General features: G+C 60.6%; 16 protein-coding genes. 13 read left to right on the plus strand and 3 right to left on the minus strand.

Annotated features, from left to right (window positions below; translation table 11 throughout):
• Positions 1–28 precede the first annotated feature (28 nt).
• The gene (locus ACQ7C1_RS04480) at positions 29–487 is read right to left on the minus strand and encodes a YbaK/EbsC family protein (RefSeq protein WP_085781564.1); all 459 of its coding nucleotides are present in this window, start codon (positions 485–487) and stop codon (positions 29–31) included.
• 249 nt (positions 488–736) lie between these two features.
• Here ACQ7C1_RS04480 and ACQ7C1_RS04485 point away from each other — a divergent pair, with 249 nt between their 5' ends.
• From ACQ7C1_RS04485 to ACQ7C1_RS04515, 7 genes are all read left to right on the plus strand, one after another.
• Positions 737–2,083, plus strand: coding sequence for an ABC transporter substrate-binding protein (locus tag ACQ7C1_RS04485; protein WP_430957471.1), 1,347 nt, complete (start codon positions 737–739; stop codon positions 2,081–2,083).
• A gap of 64 nt (positions 2,084–2,147) precedes the next feature.
• The gene (locus ACQ7C1_RS04490; protein ID WP_430957472.1) at positions 2,148–3,449 is read left to right on the plus strand and encodes a carbohydrate ABC transporter permease; all 1,302 of its coding nucleotides are present in this window, start codon (positions 2,148–2,150) and stop codon (positions 3,447–3,449) included.
• A 2-nt stretch (positions 3,450–3,451) separates the two neighbouring features.
• Positions 3,452–4,294 carry a carbohydrate ABC transporter permease gene (locus ACQ7C1_RS04495; protein ID WP_430957473.1) on the plus strand — a complete coding sequence of 281 codons (843 nt, stop codon included), beginning with the start codon at positions 3,452–3,454 and terminating at the stop codon, positions 4,292–4,294.
• On the plus strand, positions 4,294–5,349 hold the full coding sequence (locus tag ACQ7C1_RS04500; protein WP_430957474.1) for an ABC transporter ATP-binding protein: 1,056 nt from the start codon (positions 4,294–4,296) through the stop codon (positions 5,347–5,349). The genes ACQ7C1_RS04495 and ACQ7C1_RS04500 overlap by 1 nt, the downstream gene beginning before the upstream one ends.
• Positions 5,349–6,119: a glycerophosphodiester phosphodiesterase gene (locus tag ACQ7C1_RS04505; protein ID WP_430957475.1), complete on the plus strand. Its 771-nt coding sequence runs from the start codon at positions 5,349–5,351 to the stop codon at positions 6,117–6,119. The genes ACQ7C1_RS04500 and ACQ7C1_RS04505 overlap by 1 nt, the downstream gene beginning before the upstream one ends.
• Positions 6,112–7,116 carry a LacI family DNA-binding transcriptional regulator gene (locus ACQ7C1_RS04510; protein ID WP_430957476.1) on the plus strand — a complete coding sequence of 335 codons (1,005 nt, stop codon included), beginning with the start codon at positions 6,112–6,114 and terminating at the stop codon, positions 7,114–7,116. Before ACQ7C1_RS04505 ends, ACQ7C1_RS04510 begins: the two co-directional genes overlap by 8 nt.
• Positions 7,116–7,937 carry an inositol monophosphatase family protein gene (locus tag ACQ7C1_RS04515; protein WP_430957477.1) on the plus strand — a complete coding sequence of 274 codons (822 nt, stop codon included), beginning with the start codon at positions 7,116–7,118 and terminating at the stop codon, positions 7,935–7,937. The genes ACQ7C1_RS04510 and ACQ7C1_RS04515 overlap by 1 nt, the downstream gene beginning before the upstream one ends.
• Here ACQ7C1_RS04515 and ACQ7C1_RS04520 read toward each other — a convergent pair.
• Positions 7,934–8,803: a glycerophosphodiester phosphodiesterase gene (locus tag ACQ7C1_RS04520; protein ID WP_430957478.1), complete on the minus strand. Its 870-nt coding sequence runs from the start codon at positions 8,801–8,803 to the stop codon at positions 7,934–7,936. The two genes, ACQ7C1_RS04515 and ACQ7C1_RS04520, sit on opposite strands and share 4 nt — an antisense overlap.
• 181 nt (positions 8,804–8,984) lie before the next feature.
• The gene (locus tag ACQ7C1_RS04525; RefSeq protein WP_430957479.1) at positions 8,985–10,028 is read right to left on the minus strand and encodes a substrate-binding domain-containing protein; all 1,044 of its coding nucleotides are present in this window, start codon (positions 10,026–10,028) and stop codon (positions 8,985–8,987) included.
• Between the two features lie 136 nt (positions 10,029–10,164).
• On the opposite strand from ACQ7C1_RS04525, the gene ACQ7C1_RS04530 reads away from it, so the two are divergent.
• The 6 genes from ACQ7C1_RS04530 to ACQ7C1_RS04555 all read left to right on the plus strand — a co-directional run bounded on the left by ACQ7C1_RS04530 (position 10,165) and on the right by ACQ7C1_RS04555 (position 16,481).
• The gene (locus ACQ7C1_RS04530) at positions 10,165–11,199 is read left to right on the plus strand and encodes a Gfo/Idh/MocA family protein (protein WP_430957480.1); all 1,035 of its coding nucleotides are present in this window, start codon (positions 10,165–10,167) and stop codon (positions 11,197–11,199) included.
• Positions 11,200–11,210: 11 nt separating this feature from the next.
• Positions 11,211–12,110 carry a sugar phosphate isomerase/epimerase family protein gene (locus ACQ7C1_RS04535; protein WP_430957481.1) on the plus strand — a complete coding sequence of 300 codons (900 nt, stop codon included), beginning with the start codon at positions 11,211–11,213 and terminating at the stop codon, positions 12,108–12,110.
• A 104-nt stretch (positions 12,111–12,214) separates the two neighbouring features.
• The gene (locus ACQ7C1_RS04540) at positions 12,215–13,477 is read left to right on the plus strand and encodes an ABC transporter substrate-binding protein (protein ID WP_085781544.1); all 1,263 of its coding nucleotides are present in this window, start codon (positions 12,215–12,217) and stop codon (positions 13,475–13,477) included.
• A 66-nt stretch (positions 13,478–13,543) separates the two neighbouring features.
• On the plus strand, positions 13,544–14,452 hold the full coding sequence (locus ACQ7C1_RS04545) for a carbohydrate ABC transporter permease (RefSeq protein WP_430957482.1): 909 nt from the start codon (positions 13,544–13,546) through the stop codon (positions 14,450–14,452).
• Positions 14,453–14,455: 3 nt separating this feature from the next.
• On the plus strand, positions 14,456–15,343 hold the full coding sequence (locus ACQ7C1_RS04550; protein ID WP_430957483.1) for a carbohydrate ABC transporter permease: 888 nt from the start codon (positions 14,456–14,458) through the stop codon (positions 15,341–15,343).
• Between the two features lie 61 nt (positions 15,344–15,404).
• Positions 15,405–16,481, plus strand: a complete 1,077-nt coding sequence (locus tag ACQ7C1_RS04555) for an ABC transporter ATP-binding protein (protein ID WP_430957484.1) — start codon at positions 15,405–15,407, stop codon at positions 16,479–16,481.
• Positions 16,482–16,511 lie beyond the last annotated feature (30 nt).

The following is a 16,511-nucleotide window of genomic DNA, read 5'->3' on the forward strand; positions in this document are numbered from 1 at the left end:
TTCTTCTGTTTGAAGTTTTTCGGCCGCTTTATTGGCAGACGTCGACCCAGCTGGCGCCGGTCAGCTCGGCCAGCCTTCCTGTGGCGATGCGCACGGCCGAATTGGTCGAGCCGGCCGCCGGCACCACTTCATCGAAGCGTTTCAGCGAAATATCGCAATAAATAGGCAGCGGTGAGGGCAGGCCGAACGGGCAGACACCGCCGACGGGATGACTGGTGACCGCCATGACCTCTTCGGCATCGAGCATGCGCCCCTTGGCCCCGAAAGTGTCCTTGAACTTGCGATTATCGAGCCGTGCCGTACCGCCGGCAACGACCAGCATCATCTGCTCGCCGACGCGCAGGCAGATCGTCTTGGCGATCTGGGCGGGCTCAACGCCATGGGCTTCGGCGGCAAGCGCCACCGTCGAGGAGCTCTCGGCGGTTTCAATGATTTCGATGTCGGGTGCGTGGGTGCCGAAGAAGGCGCGGACGGATTCAAGGCTCATGGATCGGATGCTAGACCAGGAAAGGCGCAATTTGAAGCATAAAAGATGCTCGCCGAACACCGCCGCTTGCAAGTGCCGCGGACATCGTCATAATAATTTTGCACACGTGCTCAATTTTGTCATTCGGCCGTTACAACAAGCCCATAGAGCGGGACTCGTCACGTTTTCGCGGGCTTTCGAAGCGGTCGTCAACACCAGTGATGACCCGTCAAAGAGGCCTCACACTGCTCTTCTGGGGAGATGAAGAAGATGACCATTTTGCCGACGTTGAAATCCCTTACTATCGCGGCTGCCATCCTGGCCTCGACCTCCGTATTCGCACTTGCCAAGGACGTCACCATCAGCGTCTGGGCCGGCGGCACCGGCCCGAACGACGTCTATCGTCTCGATGCCATCGAGATCGCGGCTCAGCAGTTGCAGCGGGAAGCCGCCCTCAAGGGCGAAGATCTGAAAATCACCGTCGAGAAGAAGCCCTATAGCGCCTGGGAAGACTTCAAACAGGCCTTGACCCTTGCCGCAGAAGCAAAGACCGCCCCGAACATCGTCGTCAGCGGCCATGAGGACATCGCGCCTTGGTCGCAATCCGGCCTGATCGTTCCGATCGAGGATTATGTCGACCTCGATTCCTGGCCGCTCAACGGCATCTACGAAAATCTTCTGAAGATCGCCTCCTACAACGGCACCGTCTACGGCGTCCCGCAGGATGCCGAATCCCGACCGATGTTCTTCTGGAAGCCTTACATGAAGGCGATCGGCTACAGCGACGCCGATCTCGACGCCCTGCCTCAGAACGTGCAGGACGGCAAGTATACGATGAAGAACCTGCTCGAAGACGCCAAGAAGATGCAGGACAAAGGCCTCGTCCAGCCCGGCTACGGCTTTTATCCGCGCACCAGCAACGGTCCGGATTACTGGCAGTTCTACACCAGCTTCGGCGGCACGATGGAAGACGGTGGCAAGCTCGTTTTCGACAAGGCCGCGATGACACGCACTTATCAGTTCTTTGCCGACGCCGTTAAAGCAGGCGTCACCAAGAAGAACCACATCGGCATGCCGGGCGATCAGTGGTGGAAGGAAGTCGCCACCGGCAAGGCCGGCATCTGGGACGGCGGCACCTGGCACTATGCCCGTCTCGTCAACCAGGAAGGCCTCAAGGATTTCTTCGGAAACGTGATCTTCACGCTGATACCGGCCGGCGAAGGTGGCAAGGCCAATACGCTGACGCATCCGCTCGTCTATCTCCTGACCGCAGGTCACAGCCAGGATGATACGGAGATCGCTGCCCAGCTGGTCAAGATCGCCTCTGAGCCCCGCACCAATGCGTTGCATGCGGTCAAATCAGCCCATCTCGGCATTTCCGAGGCGGAGTCCCAGGTCGATTTCTATTCCGCCGACCGCTGGACCCGCGAAGCCACCGAACGCCTGCTGCCGCATGCCAACGCGATGCCGAACAATTCCGATTTCGGCACCTATTGGAACATCATGTGGAAGAACCTCGAAGCTTCCTGGACCGGCGCCAAGGCAGTCGACGCCGCAGTCGGCGACGCCGAAAGCGAGCTGAAAAGCACGCTCGGCGACAAGATCGTCATCCGCTAAGATCGAAGCGTCCCTCCGGGCGGCGGCGACCCGCCGCCCGATCGATTCCTCCGAGGAGGCTTCCATGAAATCGTCCAGAACTCTCGGCCTGGTGATGATCGCGCCTGCGGCGATTATGATCGTGCTTTTCTTCCTGATGCCGGTCGTTCTGACGGCAGTCTTTTCTATGACGAACATGACCACGGCGACCGGCATTTCAGGAGGCGTCTATCAGATCGCACCCAATTCGTTGATCACGCTGAAATCGGTGATGCCGGAGATCGCGGCCGAGATGGCCGAGCCGCGCTACACGATCGACGAAGCCGGCCTCAAGGCCGTGGAGAGCCTCGGCCTTGCGCCTGCGATCGCGGCGGAGTTGCGCGCCAAGCACGCCGGCGAGGTCTTTGCGACGCGGCGCGAGGCCGAACGTATGATCAAGGATCTTGCCGAACGACCTTCGACGCGCGAGGTCAAACAGATCTCCGAACAGTTCAACCGCTCCGTCCTCAATACGCGCTTCGACAGCAAGGAACAGCTGTTTTCGTCGCTGGACGGACTGGGGTTCAAGCTGACGCCGGAGCAGAAGGAAACCGTCGCCAAGACCACCTATACCGGCTGGATCTGGACGACCGACAATTTCTCACGCATGACCAGATCGCCCGACATGGCGCGTGTGCTTTTCAATACCGTGCTCTATGTCGCGCTAGTATTGATGCTCTTCAACGTCGGTTATGCGCTGCTGCTTGCCATCTGGACGCATTACATGCCTGCGACGCCGGCCTCGATCTTTCGCGGCATCTGGCTCCTACCGCGCATCACGCCCGTCGTCATCTACGTCATGTTGTGGAAGTGGCTCGCCTGGGACAGCGGCTTCATCTCCATCCTGATGGGCAAATTCGGCTACCCCCCGAAGAACTATCTGCTCGATACCGCCTATAATGCCTGGTTTTTCGTCGTGCTGATCAACGGCTTCATCGGCGCCTCGATGGGCATGCTGGTGTTCTCGTCGGCGATGAATGCCATCCCGAAGAGCCAATTCTATGCGAGCGAGGTCGACGGCGCCTCACGCTGGCAGCAGATCCGCTACATCATCCTGCCCCAGATGCGCTGGCCGATCCTCTTCGTCACCTGCTATCAGACGCTGTCGCTGCTCGCCTCCTTCAATGAAATCCTGCTCGCCACCAATGGCGGGCCGGGCAACGCGACCGAGGTCTGGGCGCTCTCCGCCTATCACACCGCGCTCAGGAATTATGCCGGCAATCTCGAATACGGGCTGGGAGCCGCCATGGCGCTGGTGCTCGTCGTCATTGGCGTGATGCTGTCGCTCCTCTATCTGCGCGTCTTCAACTACCGCACGCTTGTCGCCAAGCCTCTGATCGAGGATTGACCATGGCCGAACGATCCCAACCCTCGGCAAATTACAGCAGCTGGCCCGTCATGGCGGCGCTTACCATCGTCAGCCTGCCGCTGCTATTGATGTATGTCTATCTCTTCCTCGACACCGTGACGATAAAGCAGCAGGACGCCTTGCTGCCGTCGGGCCTGACGCTCAATCACTGGCGTTTCCTGTGGCAGACGACGCCGGGCAAAGCCAACATCTGGCAGGTGACCGTGAATACGCTGCTCTTTGCAGCCAGCACCACCAGCGTCGTGCTCATCGTCTCGTCGATGGCCGGTTACGTGCTCTCGCGCCTGAACGTGCCGGCGCGTGGCTTCTTCCTTGCCGGCGTCATGGTGCTGCATGCCTTCCCGTCCGTGACGCTGATCATCGCCATCTTCATCGTGCTGCAGATGATAGGCCTCTATAACTCGCTGATCGGCGTCATCCTGGTGAAGGCGGCGATCGACCTGCCGCTCGGCATCTGGCTGATGAAAGGCTTCTACGACACCGTACCCTGGGAAATCGAAATGGCCGGCGTCGTCGACGGCGCATCGCGTTTCAGGGTTTGGCACAGCCTGGTGCTGCCGCAGGTCAAGCCCGGCATCATGGCGCTGGGCCTGTTCTCCTTCCTGTCCGGCTGGGGCGAGTTCATCCTGCCGCAGGTGCTGGCGCCGGGCAACCAGGTGCAGGTGCTGTCGGTCTATCTCGCTGGCTTCCTTGCCGACGACAACAATTACGATTTCAACATGTTCAAGGCGGTCGGCCTCTTCTACCTCATTCCGGTGCTGATCGCTTACGCGCTCTTCAACAAATACCTCATGAACATCTACGGCGGCGGGAGCAAAGGCTGATGCGCATCCTCCTCGACAATTTCTCGAAGAGCTTCGGCTCCACCAAGGTCATCGAGAACATGCAGCTCGAGGTCGCCGGCGGCGAGATGCTGGCGCTGCTTGGCCCGTCCGGCTGCGGCAAGTCGACGACGCTTTTTGCAGTCTGCGGCATCCACCGGCCGACCGGCGGACGCATCCTTTTCGGCGATCGGGATGTCACGGACCTGCCGAGCCAAGCCCGCAATGTCGGTGTCGTCTTCCAGTCCTATGCGCTCTACCCGCATATGACGGTTGCCGAGAACATTGGATTTCCTCTGAAGGTCAAGGGCGCGCCTGCCGCCGAGATCCGCAAAGAGGTCGATCGTATCGCAGCCCTGGTTCACATCGGCAATCTGATGAGCCGCCGGCCGGCCGAGCTTTCCGGCGGCCAGCAGCAGCGTGTGGCGCTGGCCCGGGCACTGATCCGGAAGCCCGACGTGCTGCTGCTCGACGAACCCCTCGCCAACCTCGACGCCAAGCTGCGCCTTGAAATGCGTTCGGAGATCCGACGCCTGCAGCGCGAGACCGGCATCACCGCCATCCTCGTCACCCATGACCAGGTGGAGGCGATGAGCATGTGCGACCGTATCGCCATCATGAAGGAGGGCGAGATCGTCCAGATCGCCACCCCGGCCGAGATGTACAACGATCCGAGGACCTCCTTCGTCGCCGGCTTTCTCGGCAATCCGCCGATCACCTTCCTGCGCGGCGTCATGGAAAACGGCGCTTTCGCAATTCCGGAAAGTGAGATCCGGGTGCCGTTGCCCGACGCGATCGGCGCCGCCGAAGGCAGCAAGCTGATGCTTGGCGTCCGGCCGGAGCATTTTACGCCGGCCGGCGACATCACCGTCTCCGGCAAGATCACCTTCGCCGAAACGCAAGGGCGAGAGAATCTTTACGACGTGCGCCTTGCCGGCGGGCCGCTGCTACGCTCGATCCAGCCGGCGCGCAACGATATTCACGTCGGCGACGATGTCGCCTGGGGGATCGACAGCCGTGGCGTGTTCGTCTTCGACGAGAACGGAACGAGGCTCTGATGACCCGCGATTTTTCGACCTTCTTCGAACGTTATAGCTGGCCGACGGCCAAGGGCCGGCTTCCATTCTGCATCGGCCATCGCGGCGCCAGCGGCCATGAACGCGAAAACACGCTCGCCGCGTTCCGCCGCGCAGCCGAACTCGGCGCGGAGATGTGGGAGCTCGACACGCAGCTGACCGGCGACGGCGTGGTGGTCGTCTCGCATGACGACCATCTGGACCGGGTCTACGGCATCGACCGGCGCATCTCGGAAATGACGGCGGCGGAGCTTGCCGACCTTGACGGCGTCGACGTGCCGAGCTTTTCGCAGGTCGCCGCTCTCGCTCGAGAGACGGGGACCGGCCTCTACGTCGAGCTCAAGGCGCCGGGGACCGGCATCCGATGCTGGCAGCACCTTGTCGAAATGAACCAGCGCTTTGCCTGCCTTGGCTCCTTCGATACCGCGCAGGTGCGCGAACTCAGGGACGCTGCCTGCGATTTTCCGCTCTCGGTGCTGATCCGTGTCGGCCACGATCCGCATGCTCTCGGTGATGAAGCCGGCGCAGATATCCTCCATTTCTGCTGGGAAAGGGCAGGGGAGCGTCCGCAGGATCTGGTGACCGAGTCGCTGCTGCATCGTGCCTTCGACGTGGGCCGCGAGATCGTGCTCTGGCACGAAGAGCGGCGGACCATTCTCGATGACCTCATGAAACTCCCGGTTCTCGGCATCTGCACCGATCTGCCCGATCTGATGCGGCCGCCAACGACGAAGGAGAAAGCACTTGGCTGACAAGGACAAGGGACCGCGCAAGGTAACCTCCTTCGACGTGGCGCGGGTGGCCGGCGTCTCGCGCGCCGCCGTGTCGCGCGCCTTCACGCCGGATGCCAGCGTTTCGCCGAAAACGCGCGAGAAGGTCTATCAGGCCGCTAAGGAACTCGGCTATCGAGTGAATTATCTTGCCCGAAGCCTCACCAACAAGCGTTCCGATCTCGTCGGTCTCGTCGCCGCGGGTTTCGACAACCCGTTCCGCACGCTGCAGATCGAGCATCTGTCCCGGGCGCTGCTCGCCCGTAACTTCCGCCCGATCCTGCTGCCAACCTCACAGGAGGCGGATACTTCAACGGTCATTGGCCAGTTGCTGCATTACGCCGTGTCAGGCGTCATCGTCACATCGGACGCACCGCCGACCGAAATCTGCGAACAATGCGCGGCCGAAGGCGTGCCGATCGTGCTGATCAACAAGGGCAACGACATTCCTTTTGTCGACCGCATCATCTCCGACGACAGCATGGCGGGTCATCTGGCGGCCAGCCATCTGATCGATAGCGGCGTGCGTAAGCCCGCCGTGATGGCCGCCCCGGCCAGATCCTATACGGCGCGACGTCGCAGCGAGGCCTTCATCGCCCGTTGCAACCAGCTTGGCGTTGAGGGGCAGTTCCTGCAGGTCAAAATCAACGACTATCGGAGCGGTTATGACGCGGCAACTAGCCTGGCCGCATCCGGCATCGATGGGCTGTTCTGCGCCAATGATTACATGGCCTGCGGGGTGATCGACCGCGTCATGCAGGGCAGGAGCCGCGACGAGACGCCGCCGCTCCGCATTATCGGCCATGACGACATCCCCCAGGCCGCGTGGACCGCCTACGACCTGACGACCATCCGCCAGCCATGCGACATCCAGGCAGAACAAACCGTCGACCTGCTGATCAGCCGGATGGCCGAACCGGAGCTGACGGCGCGTGTCGAGTCCACGCCGGTGACATTGATAAGAAGAAGGACCGCCTGATGAATGCCGCATTCGACGCCGCTGCCATCCGTGCACGGGCTGAGGCCGCCATTGCTGTTGCGCTCGAGGTTGGACGGGAGACAGCCAGGTTTCGGCGCGAGTCGGATCCCGGCACTCTCGCCGTTCAAAGCAAGGGATTGCAGGACTTCGTCACCATCGCCGACGGGAGAGCGGAGCAGGCGATCCGCCAGAGGCTCATCTCGCGCTTCCCGGACGATACCTTCATGGGAGAAGAGAGCGGCGGGCAATCGGAAGGAGCCGGCACCTGGGTCGTCGATCCGATCGACGGCACGACCAACTATATCAGGGGGTTCCGTTATTGGGGCGTTTCGATCGCCTTTGTCGTCGGCGACAAGGTCGAGATCGGCGTCGTTTACGACGCTGCTGAGGATAAAGTCTTTCACGCTGTTCGCGGCGGCGGCGCCTTCAAGGATGGGCTGCCGATCCATGCGGCGACGACTGCCGATCCCGCCAGTGCGCTCATTATTCTCGGGCATTCGCGCAAAACGAGCTTCGACGAGTATCTCGCGCTCTCCAGGCGACTACATGAGCGCGGCATGGATTATCGGCGCATGGGCGCAGCCGCCATTGACCTAGTGCGCGTCGCCGAGGGCGCCGCTGACCTCTGTTACGAACGTCACCTCAACGCCTGGGATATGCTCGCCGGTGCGCTGATCGCCGAAGAGGCCGGCGCCACGGTTGTGATGCCGCCGGTCGGCCGTCTACTTGCCGATGGCGGCCCTGTCGTCGCTCATGCGCCGGGGCTCGCAGGTGAATTTGCCTTCATCCTTGAGAGCGCGGGACTGACGCTCGCCAGTTAGCCGGGGATGCGACGGCGCCATGCGCGTTCGGTCGCCGGCGCTTCGTCGGTGGTGATCTGGTCCGGCTTCAGGGTCATCAGCGCCGAAAAGTTCCGCCATTCCGTATCGCTGAATCCAGCCTCCGGATCCTTCAAGGTGAAGGTCCATGCATCGACGCGTTTGCCTTCGTCCCGGCAGAGTCCGATCAGGTCGAAGCCCTCCTCGGCGGCATCAAGGATCAGCTGCCAGTGGAGATAGATGGTGTCAGGTTCGGTCGGACCGCGAAGATCGGCGCGCAGTTCCATTTCGGCCGCCCTCCAGCCGCTGTCCTGACGGATATCGTGAAGTTTCTCGGTCGGATCGATGCCGCGCAGCAGATGTGGAAGCTTTTCCTTGACCGCCACGATGAGGTCGAGACTGCCGCCGCTGACGATCACCGAGGCGGCGATATTGCGGAATTGCCTGGCAAGATGCTCGATGCCGCGGGTGCCGATAGCTTCGTAATCGTCCTTCATGTCGAATTGCAGCAATGCGGCCGGATGCGTTGCCTGCATCATGTCGGCAAGATCCTCGCTAAGGATCAGCGGCCGGGCGCCGTCCTTCATCCTGACATCGCGGAGGTCGGCAACGTTCCTGGCAGCGATTGGTCCACGGCCCGTCGTTTCACCTTCGAGCTCCCTGTCGTGCAGCACGGCGAAGCCGCCGTCGGCACGCACGCGCAGATCGAGTTCCATCGAGGCGCCTGCCGCAAAACCCTCCGCCATCACCTCGGCGGAGAACAGGGGATCGGCAACGCGCTTGCGCAGCCGGTGCCATTTCAGACGGGTGCGATGCCCCTCATGCGAAATCTCCAGGCCCTGCGAATCCGCCAATCTCGTCATCTGCATCCAGTCTCCGCGATGTCACTCTCCTGCCTTGCCAAGCCGCGATTATCAAGGGCCGAATATGACCTTCATGACGAGATGCCGGCCTGTCCCTTCACTACGGTTCGATGACGAGAGGGGAACGGCTGCCGCGAGCGCGGCGCCGGCCGATCGTGGCGCACGGCGACCGTCGCCGCAGCAGCGCTCAAGCCTGGGCCTCGACCTCAAAGGCGTCGCTTTCTCCGGGTGCCAGTTCCAGCGGCCAGATGATGTTGCGGCCGCCATCCGGATAGAGGGCGCGATAGGCCGGCATGCTGGCGAGAAGCGTCTGGCCGATCGCGATGCCAAGATCATGGAGCGACATGCGGAAGCAGCTGAGCGAGGGCTGCAGGAAGCGTGCGCGCGGGGCATCGCGGAAACCTATGACCGCGAGGTCGCGACCGGGGAGGACCCCCGACTCCATCAGCCGTCGGTAGAGGCCGATCGCCATGATCTCGTAGATCAAGATGACTGCGGTCGGCCGGTCTTCAAGCTGCAGCAGTTCATGCGCTGCGTGGTAGCCGCCTTGTTCGCTCGACTTGACGCGAATGACCAGCAAGGGATCGAAACGGATGCCGTGCCGTTCGAGCGCACGGCGATAGCTGTCGACAAAGAGGTAGCCGAGATTGGCCTCGGTCGACGGCGCCGTGATCGCGATCCGGCGATGGCCGTGCGCAACCAGCCGTTCGACAGCACGTTCGGCGACGCCCTCAAAATCGAGATCGACCCAGGGAAAGTTGCCGGGCGAAAGGCTGCGGCCGACAGCAACGAAGGGAATCTTTGCGCGCGAAAGAAGATCGATACGCCGATCGATACGCTGCGTGTTGGAGATGATCATCGCATCGACGACACGTCGCGCCACCATGCGCTTGAGATATTCGCGGGGGTCCTCATCGGCCGGGCAGGGGAGTATCAGGAGGTCGAGCTTATGGCGGGCAAAGCAATGCTGCAGCCCGCTGGTGACCCCAAGGAAAAAGTTGTCGGCATTTTCGACCACTTCCTGGCTGGATTCAATCATCAAGCCGATGACCTTCGTCTCTCCCTGTCGAAGGCTCCGTCCCGACTGATTGGCGACATAGCCGAGTTCTTCGGCCGCCGCCAGCACGCGCCGGCGGGTTTCCTCGTTCACATCGGGCTTGCCGTTCAGCGCCCGCGAGACCGTGCCGATCGAGATATTCAGGTGTTCGGCAAGCTGGCGAATCCCCTTCATGGCTGGCGATTTTCCTCCGGTCCGCACTTTCGCATTTCGCCTCTATTGACAGCGTAAAATGTTTTCGCCTACAGTCGTAAACGTTTACGGGATGCGTGTCACCATGAGAGTTGGCGCCATTCCCTCGGAGGAAATCGTGAAATTCAGTGCCATTCTGTGCGGGTGCGGAGCTATGTCCAAAGGTTGGCTGCGCGCCATCGCTTCCAACCCTCACCTCGCCGAGTCCATCGCCATCGTCGGCCTTGTCGACCTGAACCGCGTGACGGCGGAAAAGCTCGCTGCCGAGTTTGGCCTGGAAGGCGCCGTCATCGGCTCTGACCTGTCCGAGGTCATCGCTGCCACGAAAGCCGATCTCGTCTTCGACATCGTCATTCCGTCCGCCCGGTACGATGTCGTTTCGACCGCGCTCAAGGCCGGCTGCCACGTGCTCAGCGAAAAGCCGATGGCGGCCTCGCTCGACGAAGGCGCTGCGCTGATCGATCTCGCCGCAGAGACCGGCCGTATCCATGCCGTCATCCAGAACCGACGCTTCATATCGGGGATCAGGCGCCTGCGCCGTTTCGTGGACAGCGGTGCGATCGGCGAGCTTACCGCCATTCACTGCGACTTCTTCCTCGCGCCGCATTTCGGCGGCTTTCGCGAGGAGATGGACAATGTGCTGCTGCTCGACATGGCGATCCATACCTTCGACGCGGCCCGCTATGTCGCCGACAGGAAGCCGCTCGCCGTCTATTGCGTCGAGCGCAATCCGAAGGGCTCGTGGTACAGGCACGGCGCTTCGGCGAATGCCATCTTCGAATTTTCCGACGATATCGTTTTCACCTATCGCGGCTCCTGGTGCGCGGAAGGCGAGCGCACCAGCTGGGAAAGCCAGTGGCGCCTCGTCGGCTCGAAGGGAATGCTGACCTGGGACGGCGACGAGAATTTCGAGGCCGCCGTCGCCGGCGAGGAACCGGGTCTGTTGCGCGGCTTTGTTTCCGTAAACGTTCCCGGTCCAGAACATGATGAGGAAACCCACGGGCACGCCAGCGTCATTGCCGATTTCATCGCGGCGATCCGCACGGGCGATCAGCCCGAGACCGTCAATTCCGACAATATCAGAAGCCTTGCGATGGTCTTCGGCGCGATCGAAAGCGCCAAGACAGGCCGGCGCATCGAAATTTCAGCATAGGATGAAGTGACGTGAGCAACCCTGCAAAATCCATTCGCATCGGCACCATGGTCAGCGGCAACAAGGGTGATGCCGCCGCGCGCATCGGCCAGATTGCCGAACTGGGCTTCGAAAGCTTCGAGCCCTTTTTCTGGCAGACGACGAGGGGACAGAACCTCGCCGAGCTCGGCAAGCGCTGCTGCGATGCGATCGGCGACCGCGACATCACCATTTCAACGCTCGGCATGTTCGGCAATCCGCTGGAAGAGGACGCGATCGACCTGGAGACGTTGCAGGGCTGGAAGGACTGCATCGACAACGCCCATCATTTCGGCGCCACCTGCGTCGCCGGCTTCACCGGACGCATTCGCGGCAAGCCGCTGACCGACAGTCTGCCGCGCTACAAAGAGATCTGGAGCGAACTCGCCAAGCGCGCCGCCGACAAGGGCGTCAAGATCGCCTTCGAGAATTGCGCAATGGACGGCAACTGGGCGAGCGGCGACTGGAATATCGCCCACAATCCGGATGCCTGGGAGCTGATCTTCAATGAAACGCCGGACGATCATATCGGGTTGGAATGGGAGCCGTGCCATCAGATGGTCTATCTGATCGACCCTCTGCCGCAGATCCGCAAATGGGCGCACAAGATCTTCCACGTCCACGGCAAAGACGCGACCATCCGCTGGGAAGTCATCAAGGAACACGGCATCTTCGGCAAGGAGAAGTTCGTGTTCATGCGCACGCCGGGCTTTGGCGATAGCAACTGGACCGACATTATTTCCGAACTGCGCCTTGCCGGCTGGTCGGGCTCGATTGACATCGAAGGCTGGCATGACCCGGTCTATCGCGACGAACTTGAGATGACTGGCCAGGTTCACGGGCTCAACTATCTAAAGAAATGCCGGGGCGGAGATTTCATTGTTGATCCCTGATCAACCGCCTAAAATGGAGCGCCGCCGGGCTGGGAGGCCGGGCGGGGCGCCATGACTGACTAACTTGTCTTTTCGCGGCGCAGCCGCTTTTTTGGGAGGAAGGCATGAAAAGAATTGCAACACTTGCGCTAGCACTCGGCACGGCGATGCTGATGACATCGATCGGCCATGCCGAACAGAAGACCTTCAAGATCTGGTGGTTCGAGGAGCCGACCACGGCTCAGGGCATTGTCTGGAAGAAGGCGCTCGAGGAGTTCAAGGGGAAACATCCTGATATCACCGTCAGCTTTGAGCAGAAGACCTTTCAGCAGTTGCAGGCCTCGGGCGGCATGATCCTCAATTCCGACCAGGCTCCTGACGTGCTCGAGTACAACAAGGGCAATGCGACCGCTGGCTTGGTTGCAAGCCAGGGATTGCTGACCAATCTGGATGACTACGTAAAGAAGGAGGGCTGGGACAAGATCCTTAACGAGGGCGATTTTGTCCTAAGCCGTTATGACGAAAAGGGCATCTATGGCTCCGGCCCTGTTTGGGGCGTCTCTGTTTTCGGCGAATATGTTTCGTGCTTCTACAATATTGACATGTTCGAAAAGGCAGGCCTCAAGCCGCCGACGACGCTTGAAGAGTGGGTCGCTGACTTGGAAGCCTTCAAGCAGAAAGGTATCACGCCTCTCGCGCTCGGCGCCATCGACACCAGTGGCCAGCACTTGCTTGCCTCTCTCGCCTACACCAAGGCCGATGACGCCTGGATCCAGAATTATCAGGGTTTAAAGGCCCCTCTCGACGGCGCGCCTTACCTCTATGCGGCGCAGACATTGGTCGACTGGGTTAGCAAGGGCTACATCAGCAAGGACTCCACGGGCATGAAGGACCCGGACGCTGCTCTGCTGTTTACCTCCGGCAAGGCACCGATGTACGTCTCGGGCACGTGGAATCTCGGCACCTTTGCCTCGACGATCAAGGACTTCAAGTGGGGTCAGTTCGTGATTCCGACGCCGAAATATTCTGTCGGCTCGACAGGCAATCTCTGGGTGGTGCCCAAGAGCAGCAAGAATCCCGACCTCGCCGCCGAGTGGATCAGCCTGACCTTGTCGCCGAAGTACCAAGCTGAACTCGGCAATGCGGGCGGCGTCCCGATCGCCGCTGATCTTTCCGCCATCACCAATCCCATCGGCAAGAACGCCGCAGCGGTTTTCAAGCAGATCTCTGACAAAAACGGCCTTGGCTTCTATCCTGACTGGCCGGTCCCCGGCTACTACGACGTGCTCAATCAGAAAGACACCGGCCTCTTCCAGGGCAGTCTGACTGCGGAGCAGTTCGTCGAAGAGATCAAGCAGGTCTACGACGACGCGCAGGAGAACCAGTAGCACGACCTTGAACGCTGGGCTGCGCTCCGGCGCAGCCCATTGTGGTAGGGCTGAAGGAAGAATGACATGGCCGTATCCAGCCAGCGATCGAGCGACGGGTCACAAAGCTATAGCCTCTACCTCATCCCGGGGGTGATCGGCTTCATTCTGATCGTGCTCATACCGCAGCTTGCTAATATCGGGCTGAGCTTCACGGCATGGAAAGGCGTTGGCACGCCGCGACCGGTCGGCCTGCAGAATTATCATCGCCTGCTTGCGGACGATCAATTCTGGGGATCGATGTATCACACGCTGCTGTTCATCGTCTCGATGACCGTGATACCCGTGTGCATCGGCCTGGTCCTGGCCGCTCTGCTGTTCGACTATGTCAGGGACCAATTCGGGGAATGGGTCTCAAGCTTCTTCAGGGCCGGTTTTTACTTGCCGCAGATCCTGCCAGTAACGGTCGCGGGCGTGCTCTGGGGCTGGATTCTCAACCCCGTCGGTGTCATCAACATCACGCTAAAGGCCATCGGCCTTGATAATCTTGCCCAGAACTGGATCGGCGATGCGACATACGCGCTTGCTGCCGTCTCGCTCGTTATTGTCTGGATACAGGTCGGTTATTGCTTGGTGGTTTTCATGGCCGGTCTTTCGCGCATCGACCCGTCTCTCTACGAGGCTGCCGACCTCGACGGGGCAAATTGGTGGAGCCGGCTGGTGACACTCACGATCCCACTCCTGGCGCCGGAGATTTTCGTCGTCGTGCTGACCACGCTTATCGCAGCGCTGAAAGTCTTTGCGCCAATCTTTGTCATCACCGCCGGCGGCCCCGACAACTCGACCCTGGTGCCATCCTATCTGACCTACTACCACTTCTTCACAACCCAACGCGTCGGCTATGCCGCAGCTATCGCGGTCGTGCAGACGACTCTGACGATCGCTTTGGCTGTGATTTTCCTACGCTTCCAGAGCCGGCAGGAGTCGAAGGGGTAGATCATGGCTTACTCAGTTCTCAGCGATGGTAAGACCAAGGCAAAGGCGACGGCGGCAGCCGATGGCGGGCGACGCGATTCCATGCGGTGGGTGGTGCTGGCGATCCTTATTCTACTCCTCGCCTTTACGCTCTTTCCCTTTTTCCTTGCTCTGCTCAACGCCTTCAAGGCGAGCGCCGAATACGCAGTCGGCGGACCGCTTTCAATTCCCAGGTCGATCGATCTCACGGCGATCGAGAAATTCTGGACGGTGTCTGATTTCAGCCGCAAGCTGCTCAACAGTGTGGTGATCAGTCTCTCCGTATCGGTATTGGGGGTACTGATAAGCCTGTTCAACGCCTATGCGATTGGCGTCGGCAAGGTGCCGGGGTCGCGCGTGATTTTGGTGGTCTTTCTTCTCGGCATCATGGTGCCGCAGGAGTCCATCATTTACCCGCTTTACTACATGGCGAAAGCCAGCGGCCTCTACGATACCCAGCTTTCCGTGATCATCATTTTTGCGGTCCTGCAAAGCGCTTTTGGGACTTACCTGCTCTCGACCGTGCTGAGTACCTTTCCCAAGGAAATTCTCGAAGCGGCGGAGATGGATGGCTCGACCCACTGGAAAACGCTTTGGTTCGTAGTCGTCCCGGTGCTGAGACCGACGCTTATGGTGCTCGGAACCTTCTTTTTCATCTGGACCTGGAACGAATTCTTGATCCCGCTCGTCATGCTGGTGTCCAACAACAACCAGACGGTCTCGGTTGCCATGGGCCTTACCCGTGGACAGAACATGTCGGACCCGGTGCTGCAGGCCTCGGCCGCTTTCCTGGGTATAATACCGACCGTGATCTTCTTCTTGATCTTCCAGCGTACCCTAACACGCGGCATCGCCGCCGGAGCGGTCAAGTGACCACGTTTTTCACCCTTGACCATCTCATCGGTCCCGTTTGGGGGCCAGCAAGGTTTTCGGTATGAGCCAGGACATCCAAATCGAACTCTCGGGCGTCGAGAAGCACTACGGTGCTTTTCACGCGCTTAAGAACGTCAACCTTTCAATTCCCAAGGGCACGTTCGTGGCGCTGGTCGGCCCGTCCGGATGCGGTAAGTCCACGTTGCTCCGTTCGCTTGCCGGGCTGGAAAAAATCACCGGCGGTACGCTGAAGATTGCCGGCAAGGTGATGAACGACGTGCCGCCGCGGGCACGCGATATAGCCATGGTTTTTCAGAGTTACGCCCTCTATCCGCATATGACGGTAGAACAGAATCTGACCTATTCGCTAAAAATGCACGGCGTCCCTAAGGCCGAAGCAAAACAGAAAGCCGAGGAAGTCGCTGTTATCACCGGTCTTTCCCGGCTGCTCGACCGTTACCCGCGCCAGCTCTCCGGGGGCCAACGGCAGCGCGTCGCCATGGGCCGCGCCATTATCCGCAATCCCCAGGCCTTCCTATTCGACGAGCCGCTTTCCAACCTTGATGCTGCGCTACGTGTCTCGATGCGCAAAGAAATCCGCGCCCTACACGACCGGCTGGGCGCTACCTTCGTTTACGTCACGCACGACCAGGTCGAGGCGATGACGATGGCCGATCATGTGGTTGTCATGCGTGACGGCATCATCGAACAGCAGGGCGCGCCGCTTGACCTGTACGACCGCCCGGCCAACCGCTTCGTCGCCGGCTTCATCGGCTCGCCGGCGATGAATTTCATTCCCGCCGTCGCTGCCGAAGACGGCAAGAGCCTTGTATTGGATTTCGGAGCGGCGAAGCAGAGGCTTGCGATAGCACGCGTGGTCGAACCTGGACGTAAGCTCGTCGCCGGCATCCGGCCGGAGCATATCGAGGTGGTCGCGCCCGGGCAGGGCAGCTTCGACGTGCCGATCGCCTTTGTCGAGTCGACAGGCTCCTCGACCTTCATCGTCGCAGCGACGCAGCCGGAACTGACGATCGTCGAGACGCGGCGCGACAAGGTCAGACCAGGAGAGATGATCGGACTATCGGTCGATCCGGCCCAAGTCCATCTCTTTGACGCATCGACCGAGCGCCTGATATAAGACCCGTCAGGCGCGGACAGCTTCAAAAAA

Source organism: Rhizobium sp. Nf11,1 (genome assembly GCF_050587665.1).
Taxonomy (GTDB): Bacteria; Pseudomonadota; Alphaproteobacteria; order Rhizobiales; family Rhizobiaceae; genus Rhizobium.

Coding starts and splice junctions, on each gene's coding strand:
- ACQ7C1_RS04480 (WP_085781564.1), bottom strand. CDS start 487: ATGAGCCTTGAATCCGTCCGCGCCTTCTTCGGCACCCACGCACCCGAC.
- ACQ7C1_RS04485 (WP_430957471.1), top strand. CDS start 737: ATGACCATTTTGCCGACGTTGAAATCCCTTACTATCGCGGCTGCCATC.
- ACQ7C1_RS04525 (WP_430957479.1), bottom strand. CDS start 10,028: ATGAAGGGGATTCGCCAGCTTGCCGAACACCTGAATATCTCGATCGGC.
- ACQ7C1_RS04540 (WP_085781544.1), top strand. CDS start 12,215: ATGAAAAGAATTGCAACACTTGCGCTAGCACTCGGCACGGCGATGCTG.
- ACQ7C1_RS04495 (WP_430957473.1), top strand. CDS start 3,452: ATGGCCGAACGATCCCAACCCTCGGCAAATTACAGCAGCTGGCCCGTC.
- ACQ7C1_RS04550 (WP_430957483.1), top strand. CDS start 14,456: ATGGCTTACTCAGTTCTCAGCGATGGTAAGACCAAGGCAAAGGCGACG.
- ACQ7C1_RS04505 (WP_430957475.1), top strand. CDS start 5,349: ATGACCCGCGATTTTTCGACCTTCTTCGAACGTTATAGCTGGCCGACG.
- ACQ7C1_RS04515 (WP_430957477.1), top strand. CDS start 7,116: ATGAATGCCGCATTCGACGCCGCTGCCATCCGTGCACGGGCTGAGGCC.
- ACQ7C1_RS04545 (WP_430957482.1), top strand. CDS start 13,544: ATGGCCGTATCCAGCCAGCGATCGAGCGACGGGTCACAAAGCTATAGC.
- ACQ7C1_RS04555 (WP_430957484.1), top strand. CDS start 15,405: ATGAGCCAGGACATCCAAATCGAACTCTCGGGCGTCGAGAAGCACTAC.
- ACQ7C1_RS04500 (WP_430957474.1), top strand. CDS start 4,294: ATGCGCATCCTCCTCGACAATTTCTCGAAGAGCTTCGGCTCCACCAAG.
- ACQ7C1_RS04520 (WP_430957478.1), bottom strand. CDS start 8,803: ATGCAGATGACGAGATTGGCGGATTCGCAGGGCCTGGAGATTTCGCAT.
- ACQ7C1_RS04490 (WP_430957472.1), top strand. CDS start 2,148: ATGAAATCGTCCAGAACTCTCGGCCTGGTGATGATCGCGCCTGCGGCG.